Here is a 23608-nt window from a genome sequence, read left to right as displayed (position 1 = left end):
CCAGTAGCGTAAGGCTGTAATGATACATATATATTAAACCAAATCGAACATTAATGACTCACTGGTCATTTTAAAACAGAATGGTTTCATATGTCAATTTGTTAATATGCTTGTATACCTCATTCAATTCCCTGCTCCAAAATAAAACCGTCCCTCAGGTTGAATGGAACCCGTGGGACGGCCTTCTTGTTGAACTAAGCTACTATTGCTGCATTAGGTGACGATTCAGGAATTTTTCAATGGCACGATATAAATCCAGTTGATTTTCAACATTGCCGAAGCCATGTCCTTCATTGGCTTTTAACATATAAGGCACATCTACTCCACGCTTGCGCAGAGCCTCCACGATCTGATCAGACTCGGCCTGTTTGACACGCGGATCATTTGCACCCTGAACCACGAACAATGGGGCTTTCATCTGATCGATATGGAACAGTGGTGAGACAGCTGTCAGCAGCTCCTTGTCTTTCTCCGGATCACCCATACGTTCATAGAACATGTTGCGCTCCGACTCCCAGTAAGGTGGGAGTGAATCCAGCAGCGTGAACAGATTAGATGGCCCGACATAGCTAATTCCTGCGGCATACACTTCTGGTGTGAATGCCAGTCCTGCCAGAGCAGCATATCCGCCATAAGATCCACCGTAGATAGCTACACGCTTCGCATCAACCGTTCCCTCTTCAACCAGCCAATTTACACCATCTGTGAGATCGTCCTGCATCGCTTTACCCCACTCTTTGTTGCCAGCATCCAGGAATTCTTTCCCGTATCCAGTAGAGCCACGAAAATTAACCTGTAGTACGGCATAGCCACGGCTTGCGAGAAATTGAATTTCCGGATTGAACCCCCACGAATCCCGCGCCCAAGGTCCACCATGAGGAACAACAACCAGTGGCAATTGGGAAGTCTCGTCTCCTTGTGGAAGCGTCAGATAACCATGAAGCGTTAAGCCATCACGTGACTTGTACGTAATGGGTTTTACATCCGACATTTTACTCTCATCGATCCAAGGTGCCGCGTCAGCTAACTTATCCAGCTTACCTGTCTTGGAATCGTAGAAGTAATAGGTGCCCATAGATTTATCGCTATACGCAATGAACAGAACCTGACCTTCTTCACTTATGTTTGAAATGCTTACTTCTTTACCCGGAACTTTTGCCTGAATATCCTGCATCAATTTTTTGAAATCATTATCGAAGTATTCATAGTTAACCTTGTCAGTCTCATAGACAGCTGCAAGGATTGTGCCTTTTTCTTTAGAAGGAACGAAACTGGATACATCCACATCCTTATTTTCATAGATGGTTTTCGTTACTTTTTTACTGCTTGGGCTATATTCGACAATCGCAGTTTTATCCCGCTCCAGATTGGATACTGCATAGATGTTTTTGTTATCATACGTGAACATCACCGGCGCAAATGTTTCTCCCAGCTTGGTGGTCATCAAATTCTCAAATGGTTTATCTTCCGATTCACGATACATCAACGAAGAGACATTACCATCACTGGATATGGCCACACGGATTTTACCCTCATGGTCCGTAAGCCAGCCCGTAATATTGCCCGGGTTCTCTGCAGCAAGCACAGCCTCACCTGTCTTGATGTTAATCCGGTACACGTCAAAGATTCGGGGATCACGTTTGTTCATACCTACTAGAATTTCATCTGGAATATTCTCCAGAGAGTCTACCAGGATCGCTCTTGTATTCGGATATGGTGTCAGATCCTTGCTGTTCTTCCCATCGATATCCGTTACATAAATATGATAGTTCTCGTCCCCTGCTTCATCCTTTACATATAACAGCTTATCCTTTGTCGCCCATACAAATCCCGCTATACTGCGTTCAGTCTCACTTGTGATACGTACCGACTTGTCCTGACCATTTTCTTTCACCACAATATTCATTCGGTTGTTCCACGGCTCCATGTAAGCCAGATGTTTACCATCCGGAGACATTTGGAATCCTGCTTGAGCCGGCTGTTTGAAGAAGTCTTCCAGAGGTGTAAGACCTTCTGACTGTACATCAAGCCCAAGAGCGAGGTACAACGCATCAGCAAACTCACCATGGGTCACTGAATTTTTGGCATTAAACGCACTGCCTTCAATAATAAAATGCTGCTTCAGACGAATCGCATCCTCCGTATGTACCTTCGGAATCTGCGCCATATCACTGTATACAACCTGAATGCCATTATCCTTCAGTTCAAATGCCCGAGTAAACAACGATGCCATCTGTGCTCTTGTGAGAGGTGCATCTGGTGCATACCCTTTGGCTTGTCCTTGAATAAGACCACTTTGCTTCAGCGCGTAAATGGCAGGAGCAGCTTCATCCTTAGCCAATACATCTGCGAAACCTGTAAGAGACGCTGGAGCATCCAGTTTAAGTACACGCTGCAGAATGATTGCTGCCTGAGCACGAGTAATCGGCGTTTGTGATTCTCTCATTCCATCTGTTGTGCCATCTATGTATCCCAGTTGCTGTAGTGTCTGTGTTGCCTTCGAAGCAATGGATTCAGCGACTGTCGCCGTAGGCTTCACCGCTTCTGCTGCCTGGACCACTGGTTGAATTAGAGCGATTGACATCGCCATGCTAAGCGTGAGAGCATATACCTTTTTACTCATTGCGTTCAAGCTAGTTCCCCCTTTAAAGTTAATTACATCATAATTTGGAATTATACGTAAATCATTTTACCATGATCCACCATTGGTTAACAGCGTAGAGCCCCCACGTTCCATTACCCCCTTACTTTGAACCGGAAAATCCATAATTGAATAGCTTTCGTGTCTCGATGAAACGTCCCTCACGACTATCCGAACCCAGTACAACGGAGATCAGCCGCTTGCCATTTCGCTCAGCCGTTCCAACGAAATGATAGCCGGAATCCTCATCATATCCGGTCTTCAATCCATCGTTGCCATCGTAAGCATAGGGTCCGCCAAAAGAGGACAGCATCCAGTTGGTGTTGCTCATGTACATTCCTTTTTGGTGCATTGATACCTGCATTTGGCTGGAAACTCTCAATATTTCGGGGTAGTTATTTAGCAGATAACGAGCAAGCTTGCACGCATCTATAGCAGTCATTACAGTCTGGCCTTGTATTTCCTTGGGACGATTCGGACCGAGTCGTTTTTCGCTTAAACCTGTTGCATTGGTAAACACCGTCTTGTCAGACAGTCCGATCTCGGTAGCCTTCTGATTCATCTTTTGTGCAAAAGTCTGCTCTGTCCCACTAATATGTTCAGCTAGAGCAATAGCAGCGTCATTCGCGGAATAGACGGCTACAATCTGGAATAGCTCCTGCACAGTAAATTGCTCTCCTTGTTTCAAACCCAGGTGGGTTCCACCTACTGAACTTGCATACAGGCTGATATTCACTGGGTCGTCCCAACGCAATTGTCCGTTGATCACGGCTTCCATTATCAGCAGTTCTGTCATTAATTTGCTGATTCCTGCAGGTGCAATCTCTTCAGAACCGTTAAAGTTGATTAGTATCTGCTCAGAGTTCATATCCATTAATACAGCCGATTCAGCCTTAATCCCCGGTTTGCCCACCAGCATGTCCGGTTTTACACCCAAATATATAATGACCAGTAGAGCCAGCAGCATTCCTGCCCGTATCCACCATCTTTTCATCGGAAAATCACCTCTTACAGATATAGACGAAGTGAAGAGGCATTTTGTCTGCACTTTTTTGAAAAAAAGTTAAATTTTTTTTATTTTTTTGTCACCAAAAAAACATGGACCCCATACCCCCATGCCAGAGTGTACGGAATCCATGTTTTTCAAGACTTTTTGTATTCATACCTAGAAGATTCTTTTCAATTAGATCTAGCAACCGAATTCTTAAAAGGACCCCAATCCTTATTGTTGCTAATGCTTTTTTATTACTCTGCTACAACCGCTTTATCTGCATTAACTTGAATGTCATTCAGATATAAACCTGTTCCGTCACCAATCGCGTAGTTCATTACACGTTTGTTCACTGGTGCTACAACAGCACGGTACAATGTCGGGAATACAGGAACTTCATCAACCATGTACTGTTGCCATTGGTTGTAGATCTCTTTACGTTTGTCTACGTCAAACGCTTCAGCAGAGACACCTTGTGCCAGCAACTTGTCATTTTCTTCGCTGGAGAATCTCGAGAAGTTGTACAGTGCATCACGGCCATACAGACCTGCTGGATCTACGTCAATACCTACGCCCCAAGCAGCTTGATATACATCAATATTTGGATCATCTTTACCTGTGTTACCTACACGGTCATAAAAGTTGTTGAACTCAACCATTTCCAGGTTTACTTTCAGACCGATTGCTGCCCACGATTGAACATAGTAACGTGCCAGTGGTTCAGCTGTGTCGCCACCTGTCATCGATACAAAGTTAATTTCAAGTGGGGAACCGTCCGGTTTCGTACGGAATTCACCATCCAGTTTATAACCTGCTTCATCGAGCAATTTTTTCGCTGCTTCTGGGTCATATGCAACACCCGGATTGTTAGAATCATGGAATTCTGGGTGAGACGGCGGAATCAATGTTGTTGCATTCCAACGCAGACCGTTATAGAAACGTTTGCCCACTTGATCGTTATCTACAGCCATCCACATGGCTTTACGCAGATTCTTATCACCCATTTTTGCTTCAGCATTTGTTACAACTTTGCCGTTTTCAGCATCCCATGTGCCCAGTTTGAAACCAATGTAGGTGTAAGCACGATCGATTGCACCCAGGAATTCAACGTTGGACATATTGGCATTGTCTTTATATTGATCTGTCGGGAATGAATCCACGAGGTCTACCCCGCCAGATTTCAATTCTTGAACAACCGTTGTTGGGTTGATTACTTTCAGAGTCACTTTATCCAGTTTTGGAGCTCCACGCCAGTAGTCATCGTTTTTAACGAAGGTTACAGACTCACCTGGAGTGATTGTTTCCACTTTAAATGCACCAAAACCGATTGGTTTTTCACGTACTTCTTTGGAAGAAGACATTTTCGCTACATCCATATCACCAAAGATATGTTTAGCCAGTGGATATGTCCATACGCCACCTGTCAGCAAGGAAGGTGTAGATTCCTTGTACGTAATGCTGATTTGTTTTTCGCTAAGAACCTTGATCCCAGAGATCGTTTTTGCTTTTCCAGCGTGATAATCATCCATACCTACTACACTTGTAAAGTTGGAATCATAACGTGGACCATCATAAGCCTTGTTACCGATAACTTCATAAGCAAACTGCAAATCTTCAGCCGTTACCGGCTTGCCGTCATGCCAGTTAACATTATCACGAATCGTCAGTGTAAACGTTTTGCCATCTTCCGATGTTTCATACGTTGCTGCACCGTCGTTGGTATATACATAGTCTTTGTCCCAAGTCAGCAAACCTTCATCAAACCATTGCAAAACCATTGCATCTGGATTACCGGAGTAGAAGTTAAAATTCAATGTTCCTTCAAACGCAGTATCGGATACAAGTCCGTATGTTATGGATCCACCCTCAATTGCAGTGCCTTCATTCGTTTTGACGTTGTTGAAATCTTCAATCGAGTAAACGCCTTCTTCTTTAGTAGGCTTTTCCTCTGTTTTGGTTTCCCCTGTGTTCGTAGAAGGCGTTGGTGTTGCTGCCTCTTTCTCCGAGCACGCCGCAAGCGCAAGTACGAAGACCAACATCATCGTGAAAAATAGTCCCCGTGAAAATAATCCCTTTTTCATGAACCTTTCCTCCCTTTTTTTAACCTCTTCTTTGTCTTGCATCAGTCGCACGCTTCAGGGCCTGTCCGACATTATTTATACTCAACATCAATACCAGAATAAGTACTGACGCAGGTAGCCATATCCACCATCTGTATTCCAGTGTTTGCGGATTACGAGCATAGCTTACGAGTGTTCCAAGACTGGGTGTACTTTCCGGGAATCCAAATCCCAAGAAGGAAAGTCCCGATTCGAGGCCAATGTTGGCAGCGAGATTCAATGTCATCGTTACGATGATGATGGAGCTAAGATTAGGAAGAACCTGTGAGAGCATAATCTTCAGATGGGACGAACCTAATGTTTTTGAAGCTTTTACATAGTCCAGTTCCCGTTCCTGTAATGCTTTGGAGCGGATCAACCTGGCAATCCCCATCCAGAGAAAGGCTGTCATAATTAATGAGAAAGATACAATATTATATTTGGGTACTGCAGTAACAAAAGCGATAACAATCATCAGCATCGGAAGAATCATGAAGAAATCAACAACGCGCATAAACAGGTTATCAATCATTCCACCGAAGTAGCCGGATAAAAGACCCACCAGGATACCTATACAACCCGTCATTAGCGTGACGATAATACCAATGGTTAGAGAATTACGTGTACCGATGATCAGTTGTCCGAACACATCGCGACCGCCATAATCAGTTCCCAGCCAATACTGCGCGGAAGGCGGCTCATACAAGGCGAACAAATCTACTTTAACTATTTCAGCTTGATCCAGGATCAAAGAAGTACCATAGACCAGTAGTATGACCAGTCCCAAAAATATGAGCGAGATTAGTGCCACCTTATCTCTGACAAGCTCCCTCCACAAGATACTCAAGCTAGAGGGGCTCTTATCAATCTTCTGTGAAGTTATAACGACATCATTGGCCTTGCTCATCTTATTTTCACCCCGAAATCTTCAAGTTCTTACTTGATCCGAATACGCGGATCAACAATACCCAGAATAATGTCAGACAGCAACGATCCTAGGATTGTAGCTATGCCATATAACAAAACGAGTGCAGTTACTACACTGAAATCCCGAAGAGAAATGGAATTCAAGAACAACTGTCCCATACCTGGATAACTGAATATACTCTCAATGAAGATGGTACCTCCGATAAGTCCCGTTATCTCATAACCGAAAAATGCGGCGATCGGCAACAAGGAGTTTCTTAAAATATGTCTGTTGTAGATTCGAGATTCCGAGGCCCCCTTGGCTCTCGCAGTAAGGACGAATTCCTTGTGCTTGATATCAATAATTTCACTACGCAAGTATTGGACGGTAGATACCGTTGCAATTAATGCCATAGATAGTGAAGGTAATAACAAATGATAGAATTTGCTTGTTATATAGCTGAATGTACCTGGCGTTAGTCCAGGTTCCACGCTTCCCCCGGTTGGGAACCAGCCAAAATGGAATCCAAAAATCCATAACATCACCAGTGCGAAGATAAACAATGGGGCTGCAAAGCCCAAGTAGGTATAACCTGTGATCAACCGATCAGACCAAGTATCGTTGTACCGACCACTGATAATGCCAAGTGGAATGGCAATCAGATAGGTAAACACAAGTGTCGCCAGTGCAAGCCAGAACGTATTGGCTACACGTTGACCAATCAGATCAGAAACTGGCATTTTAAATCGGAAAGATTGTCCGAAATCGCCTTGTGCAGCATTTTTAATCCAATCCCAATACTGTACATACCATGGATTGTTTAATCCAAGTCGTTCCCGCTGTTCATCGAGCGCTTTTGGATCAATACTCGGATCGAGTAATCCGGTAAGTGCATCCCCAGGCATCGCCTTGGCCATCAGAAAGACCAAAAGGCTAAGCAAAAAGATCTGAGGGATCATAATGATAATTCTGCGTACTATCGTTTTCCACATATGGTCTTCAACCTTTCTGAGGTAGAGCTACTCGGTGAGTATCGGAAATGGATTGGAGCGAGTATGCCAGCCCTTCCTCATCAAAGAAGTTTCGGTATGAATTTTCATACTCGGATTTGACCTGCTGACGGAAGGCTACCATTTCTTCACGTTTTTTCGGGTCCATATCCGGAATGGCTGCAATTAAACGCTTGGTATAGATATGTTGTGGATTCTCAAAAATATCATCCGTTGTGCCTTGCTCCACATATCGACCTTTATACATAATTCCGATCTGATCACACATATGACGGATAATGCCGAGATCGTGACTGATGAACAGGTAGGTCAGATTCAGCTCTTTTTGAATTTCCTGCATGAAATTCAGCACCTGTGCTTGTACAGATACATCGAGTGCGGATACTGGCTCATCTGCGATGATCAACTTTGGCTTTAATGCAATCGCACGAGCGATCCCAATCCGTTGCCGCTGACCCCCGGAAAACTCATGCGGATACTTATAGATCGATTCGGGACTCAATCCGACCTTCTCCAGAAGATCACGGACCTGACGTTTCTCTTCCGTAGCCGTCAGTCGTTCATAATTGCGGAGTGGCTCAGCAATGATGTCGATAACACGCTTCTTGGGATTTAACGAAGAGTACGGATCCTGAAAGATCATCTGCACATCACGCTGCAGTTGTCTATCTTTCCGCCTCTCAGTAGCTAGATCTCTTCCGTTGAAAAGAATTTTCCCGGCTGTCACATGGTTTAAGCCAATAACGGCTCTACCCGTAGTCGTTTTGCCTGAGCCTGATTCACCTACAAGGCCGTATGTTTGCCCCTGCTCAATGGAGAAGCTCACATCATCAACGGCTTTGATGTTACCAATTTCACGCTTGATCAACCCTCCGCGAATCGGAAAGTGAATTTTTAGTCCTTCTACTTCGAGTAATGCCATTATGTTATTCCTCCTCAGCTTGATCAGGGAAATGAAAGTGCTGATAACAGGTACAGCGTACAAAATGACCTGGCGCAATTTCATGCATCTGTGGGTTTTCTTCATGAGCCGAATCACTTATCCATGGAATTCGAGCCTTGAATCGGCACCCTTGGCGAGGAAGATTTTTCAGTGATGGAACAATGCCTTGAATGACATGAAGCTTCGATTTTTCTTCAGAAATAGTAGGAATAGAGTTTAGTAGAGACCGTGTATATGGATGCTTGGCATCCGTCATAAGAGTATAAATATCTGCAATCTCCACAATTTCTCCTGCATACATAACTGCTACGCGATCAGCCATCTCGGCAACGACTCCCAGATCATGCGTGATCAGGATGATTCCTGCGTTAATCTCGTTCTTCAATTCGCGGATAAGCTCCAGAATTTGTAGTTGGATTGTAACGTCAAGCGCTGTCGTTGGTTCATCGGCAATCAACAATTCAGGTTTATTGGCAATCGCAATCGCGATAACAACTCTCTGTCTCATACCACCCGATAGTTCGTGAGGATATTGCTTGTATAATTGTTCGGGACGCGGAATCCCTACTTGGTTGAGTAAATCAATTACTTTGTCTTTCTTTTCTTTCGAAGATAGCTTCGGTTGATGCAGTGTCAGAATCTCTTCGATTTGTTCACCGATCACCATCAGAGGATTTAATGCGGAAAGTGGGTCCTGAAAGATCATTCCCATCTCTTTACCGCGGAGTTTGTTTAATTTGTTTGGAGATATACCAGCAATATTCTGCCCTTTGTATAGAATCTCCCCTTCAATTTTGGCTTTGTTATGCAAACCCATTATGGAAAAAGCAAAAGCACTCTTGCCCGATCCTGATTCTCCCACAATAGCCAGTACTTCATTCTTTTTAACCGTAAGGTTAACGTGATCAACTGCTGCATAATAGTCATCTTCAATTCTGAATGATGTAGTTAGATTTCTGACTTCCAATAGCTCTGTATTCAAATCAATCACCCTAACCCCATAATTTCCGCAGACTGTATTCATGTGTAGAAGAATGCATCCACTGTATATTTCCATGTTCTTGAAGATAATGAACGAAAGTGTATACAAAATAACAAATCATTAGGAGAATCCATTTTTGACTACTGCTATTTAGACCGATGGTCAATTAATGCTGACAATTCCTAGCGGGATTATAATGCAAAATAATTAATGTAATCATACGTGTAAATTTAGATGACGTCAATGCTTAATTTGAGATTTATGGTATAAATGTTTTTTATAGCACAGTTTTGGGTATTAGTTATACTTTAAAGGGAATAAATCAAGGAATTTCAGAGCCAGGCGGATACTTTTAATGGTAAGGTTTGAATCTTAAATATACCGATTATCTAAATATATGACATTATCATTACACGTGTTGTGTAGTTAAATGTTAGAAATGTAGATATAACAAATTATTATGTTAGGTATGAGGGAATTGTGGAGGTCTTATTTTATTTGGAAGTGAAATTGGTTTCTATCCAAATTCTGTACTTTTAGAGGTGTAATTTAGATATTACTAAAGGATTGAAGTTAAATTTCTAGTTATTATAGTATAGTTTCATTTAATCGCTTATGTAAAGAACAAATTGTCATCTTTTATCATTTATTTTACAAAAGAAAGAAAAAAGCCCTGCAAAATGCAAGGCTTTTCTAATATTTATACATATAGATGTATATATAATATCCTATTTAGTGTGTGTCCGGAGGTCTTTTCCCACGCTTCAAATCGTTGATACTTAATCCAAAGTCCATCTGCAAGTGAGGATAATCCGGGAAGTTAGCCCAATCTCCTCCCCATGTAAACCCTAGTTCTTTGGCAAGCTCCACAACTTCCAACCAATCTGGCTTTCCATTGCCGTTATCATCACGTTCCATATCCCACACTACATCTCCTTCAGGAGTCCGTAACGCAAAATCAATGGCCAAACCATAGTTGTGATAGGACTCTCCCCCTTTGGCGTTGGTAACGATATTTCCGGAAAGGGAGCGTCCTTGATTATAGAGGGCATCTTGTTCGTCTATGCTGCGGAAATCATGTGTAATCACGACTTCAATTCCTCGTCTAGCTGCCTTTCGAACCAACAACTTCTCACTTTCCGCGACTACCGGGTGGAGTCCTGTGATCGGCACGGCTTCTTGTACGTTGGTTCGTGGCCATATATCATAGGTATCTCCTTTTTGCTGTAACCACACATATATAATGGAAAGCAAAAACGTAGCTACGATCCAAAATCGCAGACTACTCTTGCGTCTCTGTTTTACTTTACGTTTGGATGTATTCATGCTCTCTCCTGATGGTGGAATCTATATTCGTTCAACTCAAACTACCTGATATCAGCAATATAATAGACTCTATTATAAATCATTTACGCCTTAATTGCTTCTATCGTCGCAACTCTTACGAAATCCAATTACCAGGAGATAAACACCTTGATTATTTTCAGATGCAAAAAAGCAGCCGGCTATAAGCCGACTGCTTTGTATCCATGCTGAGTAAGACTACTCAGTTGTGTATGGCAGCAATGCGATTTGACGGGAGCGTTTGATGGCAATCGTCAGCATGCGTTGATATTTAGCGCTAGTACCTGTTACACGGCGTGGCAAAATTTTTCCGCGCTCGCTGATAAATTTACGAAGCAAGTCCGTATCTTTATAATCGATGTGAGTAATTTTGTTAGCTGTGAAGAAGCACACTTTACGACGTTTGTTACGGCCGCCACGGCGAGCCGGTCTTTTATCGTTGTCTCCGCCTTCTCTTTGCTTGAAGCTCATGCTTTTCAGTCCTTTCCTATCGTTTAGCCAATCACTCTAAGAGTGTCGGTTCACGTTAAAATGGCAAATCATCATCCGATATATCAATCGGTTTTCCGTCATCGGAAAAAGGATCCTGATTGTTGCTACGCGAATTATTGTTATTGTTCGCGCGCCCGCCGCCTCCGTAAGAAGGCTCTTCACGCATTGGTTGCCCACCGCCGCCACCGTTATTATCACGGTTAGCTGACTCCAAGAAACGGACGTTATCGGCAATGACTTCGGTCACGTATACACGTTTTCCTTCGTTATTCTCGTAATTCCGTACTTGAATGCGTCCTTCGACTGCAGCTAGGCGTCCTTTGCGCAAATAGTTTGCACAAGTCTCAGCAAGCTGTCTCCAGGTTACGACCGGAATGAAATCCGCTTCCCGTTCTCCCCCTTGGCTTGTAAACGGTCTGTCCACTGCCAAAGTAAATTGCGTAACTGCTACTCCAGCTGGAGTATAACGCAACTCAGGATCCCGGGTTAACCGGCCGATCAGAATGACACGGTTCAACAATGTAATCCCCTCCTTCAGAGCGTATTGGTGCGTTGATCACGAGTTGTCTTAAGCAGACTTAACGTCGTTTGTAATGAGATAACGAATTACTTCGTCAGAAATCTTCATGAGACGCTCAAGTTCAGTAACTACTGCTGGTTCAGCAGTGAAGTGTACCAAAACATAAACACCATCACGGAATTTCTTGATCTCATACGCAAGACGGCGTTTACCCATAACGTCGTGAGCTGTAACTTCACCACCGCCGTTGGAGATGATGCCTTGGAATTTATCGACTGTAGCTTGAACAACTTCTTGCTCAACATCAGGACGAATAATGTACATCACTTCATATTTGCGCATAATTTTCACCTCCTTATGGACTCTGGCCCTCAATCTAGGTTGAGAGCAAGGAACGAGCACAAACTCGAACTATATTAATATAACAAAAATGACGCCCCAATGCAAGCAAACGTTCCCTCTTCTCATTACACATGATCATAACTCCAATGGAGCACACTACAGAAGCAACATTGAAATCCATTTTGCCGAGGAGGTTTTATCATGGGTGAAAGAACCGAGTTTGAACCAGGAGACAAAGCTCCAAACGATGGTGAGTACACCGAGGTTGGTGAGAAGAGCTTTCATACGGAGATTAATAATCCGAAACGGGTAACCCTCCAAAAGGGCGAAGCTTTCCCTGAAACAAGCAATCAGAATCGCAAGTGGAAAAAGCTTACCAAAGCCCGCGTCCACTAGGCGTAAAGATTTTTTTCAGACTGCTGTATATAAAACGTACTAATGCACATAATACAATCAGGCGATGCACGAGAGAGGTGTGGTTCCGTTGGACAACGAAGCCGAACATTCACTGTTGGAGATTCATCACGTAATTTAAGAAGCACGATGGTTGTGTGTAAGGCCTTTGTCTGAAGCACGAGCAAGTTTCTGATCGTTACGACCGATTGTTTCCTAACAAACCGAATGCATCGCCGAATGAAGAGCCCTTAGGGGCTCTTTGTTTTTTTTCAATTACAAATGATAATCAATCAACAAAATTAAAAATAAAAGACCTTCCAGATGGAAGGCCTTTTTTGCATGTATAAAGCTCAACACACGTTGAGTAAGTTGTTCAATTAAAAAGCAAGATCTATTAGTGGCGGAAAGGGTGGGATTCGAACCCACGCACGCTGTGACACGCCTAACTGATTTCGAGTCAGCCCCCTTGGGCCTCTTGGGTACCTTTCCGCAGCAATAATGATTATAGCATGATCATTTACAGAACGCAATACCTAAGCTGTGCCTGCATGTAAACGTTATTATGGAGTGCGAAAAGAGTAAACATTACCGCATTTTTTCATTAGGATTCAGACGAATCCTCTGTTGAACGAAGTACCTTTTTCATGTTTTTCTCGAATTTCGCTCTGGGAATTAATACACTGTGTTTACATCCTACACATTTGATACGAATATCCATGCCCATCCGGATAATCTCCATCTCATTGCTGCCACATGGATGCTGCTTCTTCATCTGCACAATGTCCCCAAGCTGGAAACTTTTACGCTCCACCAATGCCATCCCCCTCATCCTTCTCCTGAGCTGCTGCTTGCTCTAATGCTGCTTGATTGCTCATCTCATGATACTCCAGTGTTTTCTTCACATCACTCTGGATTTGGCGCTCTACAGATGCCCTGGAGTTAGGCAAGCATTCAGCAACAATGCGAACCACATATTCCGAGGTAGACATCGACTGGATACCAAGCACGTCAGGTACTTTAACGATGTTCAGATCTCGATCCTCAATCCCAGTCAACGCTCGTTTCACCAAGTGTACTGACTCGTCCAGGGTCTGTTCACCCTTCATGGGAATGTCCACAACTGCAAGGGAATTAGACATCGAGTAATTAGTTACACTTGCAATCGTACCATTTGGAATAATGTGTACCTCACCCTGCCAGCTAACCAGCTTGGTTGTTCTCAGTCCAATGACCTCAACCGTTCCTTTATAAGTACCTGTTTGAATAACATCGCCTACTGCGAATTGATCCTCCAATATAATGAAGAAACCCGTAATAACATCCTTCACCAATCCTTGGGCACCAAAACCGATAGCCAGTCCAAGTACTCCCGCACTCGCTAACAATGGTCCAACTTTCACGTTGATCTCAGATAACAGTAACAGAATCATAATGAAATTACATGTTATGGAGGTCGCATTTTTCATCAACTCTCCCACCGTTATAAATCTCCGTGGGTTGACTCGAATCTTGCCTTCCTGCTTACGTGCCATCGTGCGATCTATAATGCGTGATACAATCTTAATCACAATACGTGTAATAATGAAAATAATAATGATGCGGATTGAGCTGAACAGAATATTAAACCACATATCTGCATCAGCGACTTTATCCCATAATTTATCTGTCCAGCTTATAGCACTTTTTACAACGTCCTTTGGAGACTCATTGTCTGTCGTCGTAGCAAACTTAAATGGCAACATAGATCAAACCTCCTCTACATGGGTATGTTATCATAGCTGTCAGCGGTTTTGAAATAGAGGCCACGGATCTCCACAAATTCGTTACGAATGATCTGTATCACTCTCTCCAGATCTTCTTTTGGAAACTGAATACATAGAGCACAGCCCGCTGTGATCTCTTTTGGGGTAGGAAATAAGTCGATCTCAATCTCGGCAAACTCCAGCAGCATTTCTGCCCGCAGCGCCTGCTGGGTGGAATCAAAAGCAATCAGCATCCAATCATCAATCCACTCGTCCATGTCCGTCTCCTTTCGCGATACATTCATCCCTTTGAAAAAGCTTGTCCCCACGAAGTATAAAACGTTCTATCCTTCCATATACTGTTACTACTATTCCAAGGGAAAGGATAGATCCTATGAATCCCATTTCGCATTCCTTCTCATCTCAAGACATGGCCAGCCTGAAAATCCCACATACAGATCCAGGCATTCACTCAGCCATCATTCATCGTTTAATGTTCCATCTCTATAAAGCTCATTCTTTGCAAAATGTAGTTGTCGTCTGTATTGGTACAGATCGCTCTACCGGTGACTGCCTTGGCCCGCTCGTCGGCTCATCGCTTGCCAAGTGGGACAGCCCTCTATTCCATCTCTATGGCACATTGGATGAACCCGTACATGCAATGAACCTACAGGACACCCTTCATAAAATACACAACACACATCACAACCCTTATGTTATCGGCATTGATGCCTGTCTGGGACAGTCTTCGAGTGTAGGATGTATTCAGGTCGTGAATGGACCGCTCAAACCAGGAGCAGGTGTAAATAAAGAATTACCGCCGGTCGGCGATATCCATCTTACAGGTATCGTTAACGTCGGCGGCTTTATGGAATACTTTGTTTTACAGAACACACGTCTCAGTCTCGTCATGCGCATGTCCGAGATTATATCCAGCAGTCTCTATTCCGCTATTCGCGAATGGCATACCCGTTCTACTCTGCTTGCTGTGCCAGAGTAATGGCTTCCTTTTCCTCAGGGGAAAGAGTATACGTGGACTCTCCCCCTTTAAGAGGTTTAGCATATACATAGGAACCGTCTCGATTATAGATACCAGTGAGTACCATACCGTCCTGGCTATCGTTAACCATTGCCATGGAGAAACTAAGATCACTGCCAAGCTCCCCATATGCGTTATACCGTTTCACGCCCACTTTACCCTGGATACGGGTCAGCTTCTGCATGACAGCCTGTAACTGATCCGTTTGCAGTGTATGCTCATCCTCAATGCTGTCCATCTGAATTTTCAGATTGATTAACAGCGACTCCAGATCTTCCACTCCACTGCCAGCCATCATGGCCTCATATTTCCGTTTAAACTTCCGTAGCTTTGCGCCTTGAGCAATACTTATGATAAGCAAAATCACCAAAAGTAAAGCCATGCCGCCAATAATCCATATCAGCTGTTCCAGAATCAGCTCATTTAATTCAGCCATGTAGTGCAACTACCCCTCTGTTGGTTTGTTCAGGTTAACGTTTGTACCTTCAAACGTACTCCACATCATACATCATCGATCCATTCAGCCAAGAAAAGCATCCAACGCTCTAATGTAACCGTCAAGCTTACCCTTATTATTCACCAGATAACCCATACAGCTAATCACTCGTTTTAGCCTCTTACCTCTTTTGCTTTTTGCTTATTCAAGCGTTGAAATTCATGTTTTATTAGGACTGATTCCTACCGATTTTGATGCTGCTAATTCGATAACTGCTTCGATCAACGCATCGACATCTTCTCTTGATGTACTATACCCCACGCTCGCTCTGACAGCCCCACTTGCCGTTGTACCAGCTGACTCATGGGCAAGAGGTGTGCAATGAAAACCTGAGCGCACAGCGATGCCATAACTTCGGTCTAATTGAAAAGCGAGCTGAGCCGAATCATACCCTTCAACAGTAAAGGATAACAATCCCGTACGCGGCTGTCCAATTTCAGGGCCAAGCATTCGAATCCCCTGTACTGATGATAACCCATCCATCATATGCTGAGTCAAATCCCACTCCTGTTTATATATGAATTCAGGTGTCAGTTCAAGCACATGCTGCACTCCGGCTGCCAGACCTGCTATACCCACGGTATTGGGCGTACCCGCCTCATAGCGATCAGGACGAACAAGTGGCTGCTCAATTGCCTCAGATTGGCTTCCTGTCCCGCCGTGAAGCAATGGTTGCACATCCAGCTCAGGAGCAATGTACAGTCCACCTGTTCCCTGCGGTCCCAACATTCCTTTATGCCCTGGAAAGGCGAGCATATCGATGCCAAGCTGCTTCACATCCATAGGGATAATTCCAGCACTTTGAGCAGCGTCAACAAGCAAAGTCACCTGATGTTTTTGACACATCAGTGCAATTTCACCAATAGGCAGAATACTCCCCAGCAGGTTCGAACTATGCGTGCAGACAACCAATCTTGTATTGGAACGAAACAAGCGTGCGAATTGGACCAGGTCGATCTCCCCGGCTGCATTAACAGGCACATAATCAACCTCTACATTACGAGATCTGCGCATGTACTCCAGTGGCCGTCTTACTGAATTATGTTCAGCCATCGTAGCAATGACATGATCGCCTTCTCTTAGCCACCCTTGAATAGCTAGATTCAAAGCTTCTGTGGTATTAGAACCCAGAGCGATATCATTGGCATTACGAACACCCAAAAGAGTGGATATCGCTTTTCTGGCACCAAATAAAACTCGGCTCGCCTGTACTGCCATCCGGTGACTTCCTCTGCCTGGGTTCGCCCCTGCCACATCCAGAGCCTTTATCATGGCTTCCCCGACAGCAGGTGGCTTAGGCCAAGATGTCGCTGCATGATCCAGATAGATAACTCCCTCCACCTCATGACCACCTCTGTCCCTAATTGATTGTTATGGTTTGATATAATCCCTAGAAACAAACAATGACATATCGTTTCTCCATGGTACAGAGGCGATATGTCATCACATGAAAAAGCCCCGCATGTTGTTCATCGATCATGGAGTCATGACTATTATTGCAACAGTTCCAACAGTCGCTCCAGATCTTGTTTGCTGTAGTAGTTGAGCTCAATTTTGCCTTTATCTTTGTTATGCTTAATTTTCACCGTTGTTTTAAACCGTTCACGTAAAGACTCTTCCAATGTATCAATAAACGGATCTTTTTTCTTTAACTTGGATTTTGCTTTCGCTTCACCCGTTTTGGAACGATCCAATTGTTGAACAGCCTCTTCCAGTTCACGTACACTCCACTGCTGATCAATAGTTTGTTTTGCCAGCTGCTTCACAAGGCTTTCATCTTTAACGCCGACGATAGCACGTGCATGCCCCATTGACAATGTTCCACGTGAAACATGATCCTTCACTTCTTCCGGCAATGATAACAAACGCAGGAAGTTAGCGATGTGAGAACGTGATTTGCCCACTTTTACGGAGAGCTCTTCCTGGGTTAATCCAAACTGGTCCATCAGCCCCTGATAAGCAACTGCTACTTCCATCGCATTCAGATTCTCCCGCTGCAGGTTCTCGATTAAAGCAATTTCCATAACCTGCTGATCACTGAAATTACGAACTACAGCAGGCACAGTGGCATTACCGCAATACTGGGAAGCTCTGAAACGCCGTTCACCAGCAATAATCTCATAACCTCTCAAAACAGGTCGTACAATAATAGGTTGTATAACACCATGTTGACGGATCGATTCAGCGAGTTCATGTATCGCATCCTCGTCAAATACTTTACGAGGTTGGTAAGGGTTTGCCCGCAGTTGACTAATCGGGATTTCTACGACTTTATCATCGTCATTAATTGAAAGCGAAGGAATGAGGGCATCAAGACCTTTTCCAAGCCGCTTACTCATAAGAAATCACTTCCTTTGCGAGCTCTAAATAAACTTCAGCCCCACGGGATCGAGGATCATACGTAATGATTGACTGCCCATGAGAAGGCGCCTCACTAAGCCGCACATTGCGCGGAATAATGGTCTGATACACCTTTTGTTGAAAATACTTCTTCACTTCTTCAATCACTTGAATGCCCAGATTCGTACGAGCATCAAACATCGTCAGCAATACTCCTTCAATCTGTAGGGACGTATTCAGATGTTTCTGCACCAAACGCACCGTGTTAAGCAATTGGCTCAACCCTTCGAGCGCATAATACTCACACTGAATCGGAATGATCACCGAATCGGAAGCTGTCAACGAGTTAATCGTTAACATGCCGAGGGAGGGTGGACAATCGATCAGTATGTAATCATAGTTTTTTTTCACCATGGCGAGTGATTTTTTCAGGCGGACTTCCCGTGATATCGTCGATACCAATTCAATCTCGGCTCCGGCAAGCTGAATCGTTGCAGGTATGATATGAAGGCCTTCAATCTGAGTTTCCACAATCGCTTCCTGAGGGGGAACCTCATTAATGATGACATCATATATACAATTGGCCACATCTGCTTTGTTGATTCCGACTCCGCTGGTTGTATTCCCCTGGGGGTCAATATCGACAAGCAGTACCCTTTTCCCGAGCGAAGCTAGTCCTGCACCCAAGTTAACAGATGTCGTCGTTTTCCCCACACCGCCCTTTTGATTTGCTACGGCCATAATCTTAGACAATTACTTCACCTCAAATAAAATAGGAGTCTTTTCTTGTAGGTTGTGAACTACAGTTAACAAAAAGCAGGTGGCTATCATCCACACAAACATCAACTACCGTTTCTTCATGGTGCTATTCTACGCTGTTCATGCCACTCTCAACTTTATAGACAGAAAAAGCGGCCCATTGCCGCCTTAAGCTTCAATTATTTGCGTTTCGGGATATGGATAACGATCTCGTAATGGTCCTCATGGTCCGCTTCCTTGGTTTTGATGTCTAGACCGGAGCCCGATACCATATCAATGGATTGACGAATCGTATTAAGTGCAAGTCTAACGTCCTTCGTAAAGGAGATACGTTTGGATTTTTTGATCTTCGAGGATTCCTTGTAAAAGGCAACTCGTGCTTCCGTTTGTTTGACATTTAACTCTTTATCAATAATTTCGCCGAGCAATTTCATTTGCAGCTCTTCCGTATCCAATGATAGCAAAGCTCTGGCATGACGCTCCGAAATCTTACGTTCCATCAGTGCTGTCTTAATGCCCTCCGGAAGCTGTAACAACCGGATTTTGTTGGCGATCGTCGACTGGCTTTTGCCTAATCGCTGCGCAAGACTTTCCTGTGTAAGTTGGTGCAGGTCAATCAATTTCTGATAAGCAACAGCCTCTTCAATTGAAGTGAGTCCCTCACGCTGCAGGTTTTCGATCAATGCGATGGACGCTGCCTGAGAGTCGTTGAATTCACGCACAATGGCCGGAATATGATCCAAGCCCAGTTTTCGAACTGCACGCCAGCGACGTTCCCCGGCGATAATCTCATATGATCCATTTCGTACGCGGACGACAATCGGTTGTATAACTCCATGTGTCTTGATCGTCTGCAGCAACTCATCAATTTTATCATCATCAAAAATAGTACGGGGTTGATATGGGCTGCTCACAATTTCATTGACCGGAATTTGTTTAATCTCATCTCCGTTATTGCGCTCCGCCAAACCAAACAACTTCGAAAATTGTTCTTTCATTCCGTATATTACCACCTAGTTTCGTAATAGCTCCCGCAGAATTGCAGGTGCTTCTTATTCAATATGCGACCCTTCCAAATGCTGTCGTTCTTCGAATAAGTTTTGCCTTCCATGACGCTTTCTGTAACCTATACAATAACGCTCAAAAATCTATCTACACATATAATCTATGATCTCTGTAATCCAGGACCGGATACTTCTATTCTATCATCTTTTCTTCCATAATCCTATGTTTACCTATTCTTTAAACTCTTCTAATTTTCCTGCTTTTTCTTCATGAACATTAGCTATATGACCTGTTTGTACCCATTAAGATATGGAAGATCTCTGTAAACAGGACCTGCTCCTAGTAGCTACGCTGTGTGCTCTTTTAATACCATGTAAAAATGAATTTTCATAAGATAGCCTCAGTGGCAGAATAAAATCTTCCTTACGTGTCTTTCTATTCTATAGCTACTACTATTGCCGATGCTCTTCTCTATCCATAGGTCAATGACCTTCATTCAAGAATAGCTGTAACAAGAAAAATGATTTTCCAGCAAGAAAAACTTCTATGCTAAATGAATTAAATTTCCGATTCTGTTTTCTCTACTCTTATGTACTCATAATGTGGATACTATCTATACTCAGATAAAAAATCAAAAAAACAAAAAGAGGATGTTTCACGTGAAACATCCTCTTTACTCTTATCCTAAGTTCTTCATTAAATAAACGAAAAATGATCATCTTACCTTTTAATACATACGATGTTGTGCCAAGAACTATACCAAAGGTGTTTTTAATGGTGTTCCTGGTTTACGTGGATATTTAAAAGGTGTCTTATCAAACTTCTGAATCAGAATGATATGACGTGCCGATTCTTCAACAGGCAGCTGGAACGGATGAACTGCTTTTACCCGTCCTTTCAGCTGGTTAAAGCTGAATTCAGCTTCCTTCATTTCTTCGCGCGGGTCTCCACCCTTCATGGCAGCGAATAATCCACTTTTGCGAACAAATGGCAGACAGAATTCGTTAAGCACCGCTAGCTTAGCAACTGCACGCGCAGTAACAAGGTCGTAGCTGTCACGATATCCTTCTTTGCGTCCAAGTTCCTCCGCGCGACCATGAATCAATTCTACATCGGTCAAGCCGAGCGTATCTACAAGATGCTGCAGAAAGCCAATACGTTTATTTAGCGAGTCAATGATCGTCAGCTTAATATGCGGGAAACAAATTTTAAGAGGTAGTCCTGGGAACCCTGCCCCTGAACCAATATCTGCGAGTTTGTTTACCTTAGAAATATCTGTATAAAACGCCAGCGATACCGAATCATAGAAATGCTTTGTATATACTTGTTCACGTTCGGTAATCCCGGTTAAATTCATCTTTTCATTCCAAGCTACCAGCTCCTGAAAATACAACTCGAATTGCTCCAACTGGCGTTCATCCAGCTCCAGTCCATGTTTCTTCAGGCGCCGTTGTAGCTGCTGTTGAATATCGTCCATTATTGTCCCCTTGCTGCGGTTACACGGTTATAATGCTCCAGGTAAACCAGCAGAATGGAGATATCCGCAGGAGTAACCCCAGCTATACGGGACGCCTGTCCTATCGAGATTGGACGAATCGTAGCGAGCTTCTGCTTTGCTTCCATGGCAAGGCCATGAATTTCGTCATATATAATCGTGTCCGGAATTTTCTTTTTCTCCATTTTTTGCAAACGTTCCACGTGGATCAATTGTTTCTCAATATAACCCGCATATTTGATTTGAATTTCCACTTGCTCTTTCATGTCAGCAGTCAGTTCCAACTCAGAAGGTGAGATCTGCTCAATCCAGTCATACCCAATCTCTGGGCGGCGCATCAATGTAAGAAGTGTGCTGCCATCCTGAATCGGTGTGGAACCGATCTCTTCCAGCTTCGAATTTACTTCGACAGGGCGAACTTTAGCTGCCTTCAGACGATTCACTTCCTGTTCTACTTTTGCCTTTTTGTCCAGGAATTTAGAATAACGCTCATCAGGAATCAAACCAATATCATGACCAATTTCCGTCAAACGCATATCGGCATTATCATGACGAAGCAACAAACGATATTCTGCACGAGAAGTCAGCAGACGATAAGGTTCATTCGTACCTTTGGTTACGAGATCATCGATCAGTACACCAATGTACCCTTGGGAGCGATCGAGTACGACAGGCTCTTTATCCTGTACTTTACGTGCAGCGTTGATACCGGCCATTACGCCTTGCCCTGCCGCTTCTTCGTACCCGGAGGTTCCATTAATCTGCCCTGCTGTGAACAGACCTGGCAGACGTTTCGTTTCCAGTGAAGGCCACAACTGTGTAGGCACCATTGCATCATATTCAATAGCGTAGCCATTACGCATCATTTCTACTTTTTCCATACCCGGGATGGAACGAAGGACCGCCAATTGAACATCCTCTGGCAGACTTGTAGACAGACCTTGTACATAGTATTCCGATGTGTTTTTGCCTTCTGGCTCCAGGAAAATCTGATGCTTCGGCTTGTCGCTGAAACGCACAATTTTATCCTCGATCGATGGGCAATAACGCGGTCCGGTACCTTCAATAACTCCTGAGAACATTGGAGCACGGTGGAGGTTATCATTAATAATCTGGTGTGTCTCCACAGACGTATACGTCAACCAGCAAGGCAGCTGCTCATTATCGGAAGATTCCGTTTCATAAGAAAAGAACTTCGGCTTGTCATCACCTGGCTGAATTTCCGTTTTGCTAAAATCAATCGTATCCTTATGCACGCGCGGTGGTGTACCTGTTTTAAAACGAACCAGGTCGAAACCAAGCTCACGCAGATGTTCGGATAACTTAAGGGAAGGCTGTTGATTATTTGGACCACTCTCGTACATCAACTCACCCATAATTACTTTACCGCGCAGATACGTACCTGTTGTCAAAACAACGGCTTTGGCCCGATACTCGGTACCCGTCTGAGTAACCACACCTACGCACTGTCCGTCTTCAACGATCAGCCGATCAACCATGCCCTGACGCATCGTCAGATTGCGTTCATTCTCCATCGTTTCTTTCATCGTATGCTGGTAAGAAAATTTATCCGCCTGAGCACGAAGCGCATGCACAGCAGGTCCTTTACCTGTGTTAAGCATTCGCATCTGAATAAAAGTCTTATCGATGTTCCGTCCCATTTCTCCACCAAGTGCATCAATCTCACGTACGACATGTCCTTTTGCCGGTCCCCCAATAGATGGGTTACAAGGCATGAAGGCCACCATATCCAGATTGATGGTAATCATCAGTGTTTTCGAACCCATACGGGCTGCAGCCAATGCCGATTCCACACCAGCATGTCCTGCACCAACGACGATTACATCATAACTTCCGCCATCAAAAGCCATTCCAGTTTACCTCCTTTTTGCCGCCGCACGCCTAAATTCATGCAAACGATCTATTTTCTGTAAAAACTACGAAACGCGATTCACACTAAATGGAATGCATTTCGATCTATATTAAGCCATCAAGTCTATAGATACTTCAGACATATTCGCGGATTCTTTGACCACCCACAGATGGACTTTATTATCATACTACT

Annotated in this window: 23 protein-coding genes and 1 tRNA gene; 2 read left to right on the top strand and 22 right to left on the bottom strand. The window is 43.8% G+C overall.

Annotated features, from left to right (window positions below):
- Positions 1–202: 202 nt before the first annotated feature.
- The 11 genes from CS562_RS18265 to rpsF form a co-directional block, all read right to left on the bottom strand.
- Positions 203–2623, bottom strand: a complete 2421-nt coding sequence (locus CS562_RS18265; protein WP_257219551.1) for a S9 family peptidase — start codon at positions 2621–2623, stop codon at positions 203–205.
- Positions 2624–2744: 121 nt separating this feature from the next.
- Positions 2745–3635 carry a D-alanyl-D-alanine carboxypeptidase family protein gene (locus CS562_RS18260; protein WP_099857741.1) on the bottom strand — a complete coding sequence of 297 codons (891 nt, stop codon included), beginning with the start codon at positions 3633–3635 and terminating at the stop codon, positions 2745–2747.
- 251 nt (positions 3636–3886) lie between these two features.
- Entirely contained in the window at positions 3887–5713 is a 1827-nt protein-coding gene (locus CS562_RS18255) for an oligopeptide ABC transporter substrate-binding protein (RefSeq protein WP_099857739.1), read from the bottom strand.
- Positions 5714–5732: 19 nt separating this feature from the next.
- Positions 5733–6638: an ABC transporter permease gene (locus CS562_RS18250; RefSeq protein ID WP_063567375.1), complete on the bottom strand. Its 906-nt coding sequence runs from the start codon at positions 6636–6638 to the stop codon at positions 5733–5735.
- A 29-nt stretch (positions 6639–6667) separates the two neighbouring features.
- Positions 6668–7630, bottom strand: a complete 963-nt coding sequence (opp4B, locus tag CS562_RS18245) for an oligopeptide ABC transporter permease (RefSeq protein WP_099857737.1) — start codon at positions 7628–7630, stop codon at positions 6668–6670.
- A gap of 7 nt (positions 7631–7637) precedes the next feature.
- Positions 7638–8570 (bottom strand): ABC transporter ATP-binding protein, encoded by a 933-nt coding sequence (locus CS562_RS18240; protein WP_099857735.1) that lies wholly within the window; start codon positions 8568–8570, stop codon positions 7638–7640.
- A 4-nt stretch (positions 8571–8574) separates the two neighbouring features.
- Positions 8575–9573: an ABC transporter ATP-binding protein gene (locus CS562_RS18235; protein ID WP_076287680.1), complete on the bottom strand. Its 999-nt coding sequence runs from the start codon at positions 9571–9573 to the stop codon at positions 8575–8577.
- Positions 9574–10305: 732 nt separating this feature from the next.
- On the bottom strand, positions 10306–10899 hold the full coding sequence (locus CS562_RS18230) for a M15 family metallopeptidase (protein ID WP_076287184.1): 594 nt from the start codon (positions 10897–10899) through the stop codon (positions 10306–10308).
- 216 nt (positions 10900–11115) lie between these two features.
- Complete coding sequence (gene rpsR, locus CS562_RS18225; protein ID WP_062327715.1) at positions 11116–11388, bottom strand: 30S ribosomal protein S18; 273 nt, start codon at positions 11386–11388, stop codon at positions 11116–11118.
- Between the two features lie 55 nt (positions 11389–11443).
- Positions 11444–11929, bottom strand: a complete 486-nt coding sequence (gene ssb, locus CS562_RS18220; RefSeq protein WP_024629535.1) for a single-stranded DNA-binding protein — start codon at positions 11927–11929, stop codon at positions 11444–11446.
- A gap of 48 nt (positions 11930–11977) precedes the next feature.
- The gene (gene rpsF, locus CS562_RS18215; protein ID WP_024629534.1) at positions 11978–12271 is read right to left on the bottom strand and encodes a 30S ribosomal protein S6; all 294 of its coding nucleotides are present in this window, start codon (positions 12269–12271) and stop codon (positions 11978–11980) included.
- A gap of 201 nt (positions 12272–12472) precedes the next feature.
- Between rpsF and CS562_RS18210 the strand changes: the two genes are divergently transcribed.
- Positions 12473–12667 (top strand): YjzC family protein, encoded by a 195-nt coding sequence (locus CS562_RS18210; protein WP_053781958.1) that lies wholly within the window; start codon positions 12473–12475, stop codon positions 12665–12667.
- Positions 12668–13065: 398 nt separating this feature from the next.
- Here CS562_RS18210 and CS562_RS18205 read toward each other — a convergent pair.
- From CS562_RS18205 to CS562_RS18190, 4 genes are all read right to left on the bottom strand, one after another.
- A tRNA-Ser gene (locus CS562_RS18205) sits at positions 13066–13156 on the bottom strand.
- Between the two features lie 112 nt (positions 13157–13268).
- Complete coding sequence (locus tag CS562_RS18200) at positions 13269–13478, bottom strand: DUF951 domain-containing protein (protein WP_063567381.1); 210 nt, start codon at positions 13476–13478, stop codon at positions 13269–13271.
- Entirely contained in the window at positions 13468–14409 is a 942-nt protein-coding gene (locus tag CS562_RS18195) for a mechanosensitive ion channel family protein (protein WP_099857733.1), read from the bottom strand. Before CS562_RS18195 ends, CS562_RS18200 begins: the two co-directional genes overlap by 11 nt.
- Before the next feature lie 14 nt (positions 14410–14423).
- Positions 14424–14687, bottom strand: a complete 264-nt coding sequence (locus CS562_RS18190; RefSeq protein WP_175380713.1) for a putative Se/S carrier protein — start codon at positions 14685–14687, stop codon at positions 14424–14426.
- A gap of 116 nt (positions 14688–14803) precedes the next feature.
- On the opposite strand from CS562_RS18190, the gene yyaC reads away from it, so the two are divergent.
- Entirely contained in the window at positions 14804–15409 is a 606-nt protein-coding gene (gene yyaC, locus CS562_RS18185) for a spore protease YyaC (protein ID WP_099857731.1), read from the top strand.
- Here yyaC and CS562_RS18180 read toward each other — a convergent pair.
- The 7 genes from CS562_RS18180 to mnmG all read right to left on the bottom strand — a co-directional run bounded on the left by CS562_RS18180 (position 15384) and on the right by mnmG (position 23414).
- Complete coding sequence (locus tag CS562_RS18180; RefSeq protein ID WP_099857729.1) at positions 15384–15884, bottom strand: DUF4446 family protein; 501 nt, start codon at positions 15882–15884, stop codon at positions 15384–15386. The two genes, yyaC and CS562_RS18180, sit on opposite strands and share 26 nt — an antisense overlap.
- A 219-nt stretch (positions 15885–16103) precedes the next feature.
- Complete coding sequence (locus CS562_RS18175) at positions 16104–17285, bottom strand: aminotransferase class V-fold PLP-dependent enzyme (RefSeq protein WP_099857727.1); 1182 nt, start codon at positions 17283–17285, stop codon at positions 16104–16106.
- 152 nt (positions 17286–17437) lie between these two features.
- A complete protein-coding gene (locus CS562_RS18170; RefSeq protein ID WP_024629526.1) occupies positions 17438–18283 on the bottom strand; it encodes a ParB/RepB/Spo0J family partition protein in 846 nt (281 codons plus the stop codon).
- The gene (locus tag CS562_RS18165) at positions 18276–19037 is read right to left on the bottom strand and encodes a ParA family protein (RefSeq protein ID WP_024629525.1); all 762 of its coding nucleotides are present in this window, start codon (positions 19035–19037) and stop codon (positions 18276–18278) included. The genes CS562_RS18170 and CS562_RS18165 overlap by 8 nt, the downstream gene beginning before the upstream one ends.
- 185 nt (positions 19038–19222) lie before the next feature.
- Positions 19223–20041, bottom strand: coding sequence for a nucleoid occlusion protein (gene noc, locus CS562_RS18160; protein WP_076287180.1), 819 nt, complete (start codon positions 20039–20041; stop codon positions 19223–19225).
- 761 nt (positions 20042–20802) lie between these two features.
- The gene (rsmG, locus tag CS562_RS18155) at positions 20803–21525 is read right to left on the bottom strand and encodes a 16S rRNA (guanine(527)-N(7))-methyltransferase RsmG (RefSeq protein WP_099857725.1); all 723 of its coding nucleotides are present in this window, start codon (positions 21523–21525) and stop codon (positions 20803–20805) included.
- Positions 21525–23414 carry a tRNA uridine-5-carboxymethylaminomethyl(34) synthesis enzyme MnmG gene (gene mnmG, locus CS562_RS18150; RefSeq protein WP_099857723.1) on the bottom strand — a complete coding sequence of 630 codons (1890 nt, stop codon included), beginning with the start codon at positions 23412–23414 and terminating at the stop codon, positions 21525–21527. Before mnmG ends, rsmG begins: the two co-directional genes overlap by 1 nt.
- Between the last annotated feature and the right edge of the window lie 194 nt (positions 23415–23608).

The organism is Paenibacillus sp. LK1, assembly GCF_002750415.1.
In the GTDB taxonomy this organism is placed as follows: domain Bacteria; phylum Bacillota; class Bacilli; order Paenibacillales; family Paenibacillaceae; genus Paenibacillus; species Paenibacillus taichungensis.
This window is presented reverse-complemented; position numbering and strand designations above follow the sequence as displayed.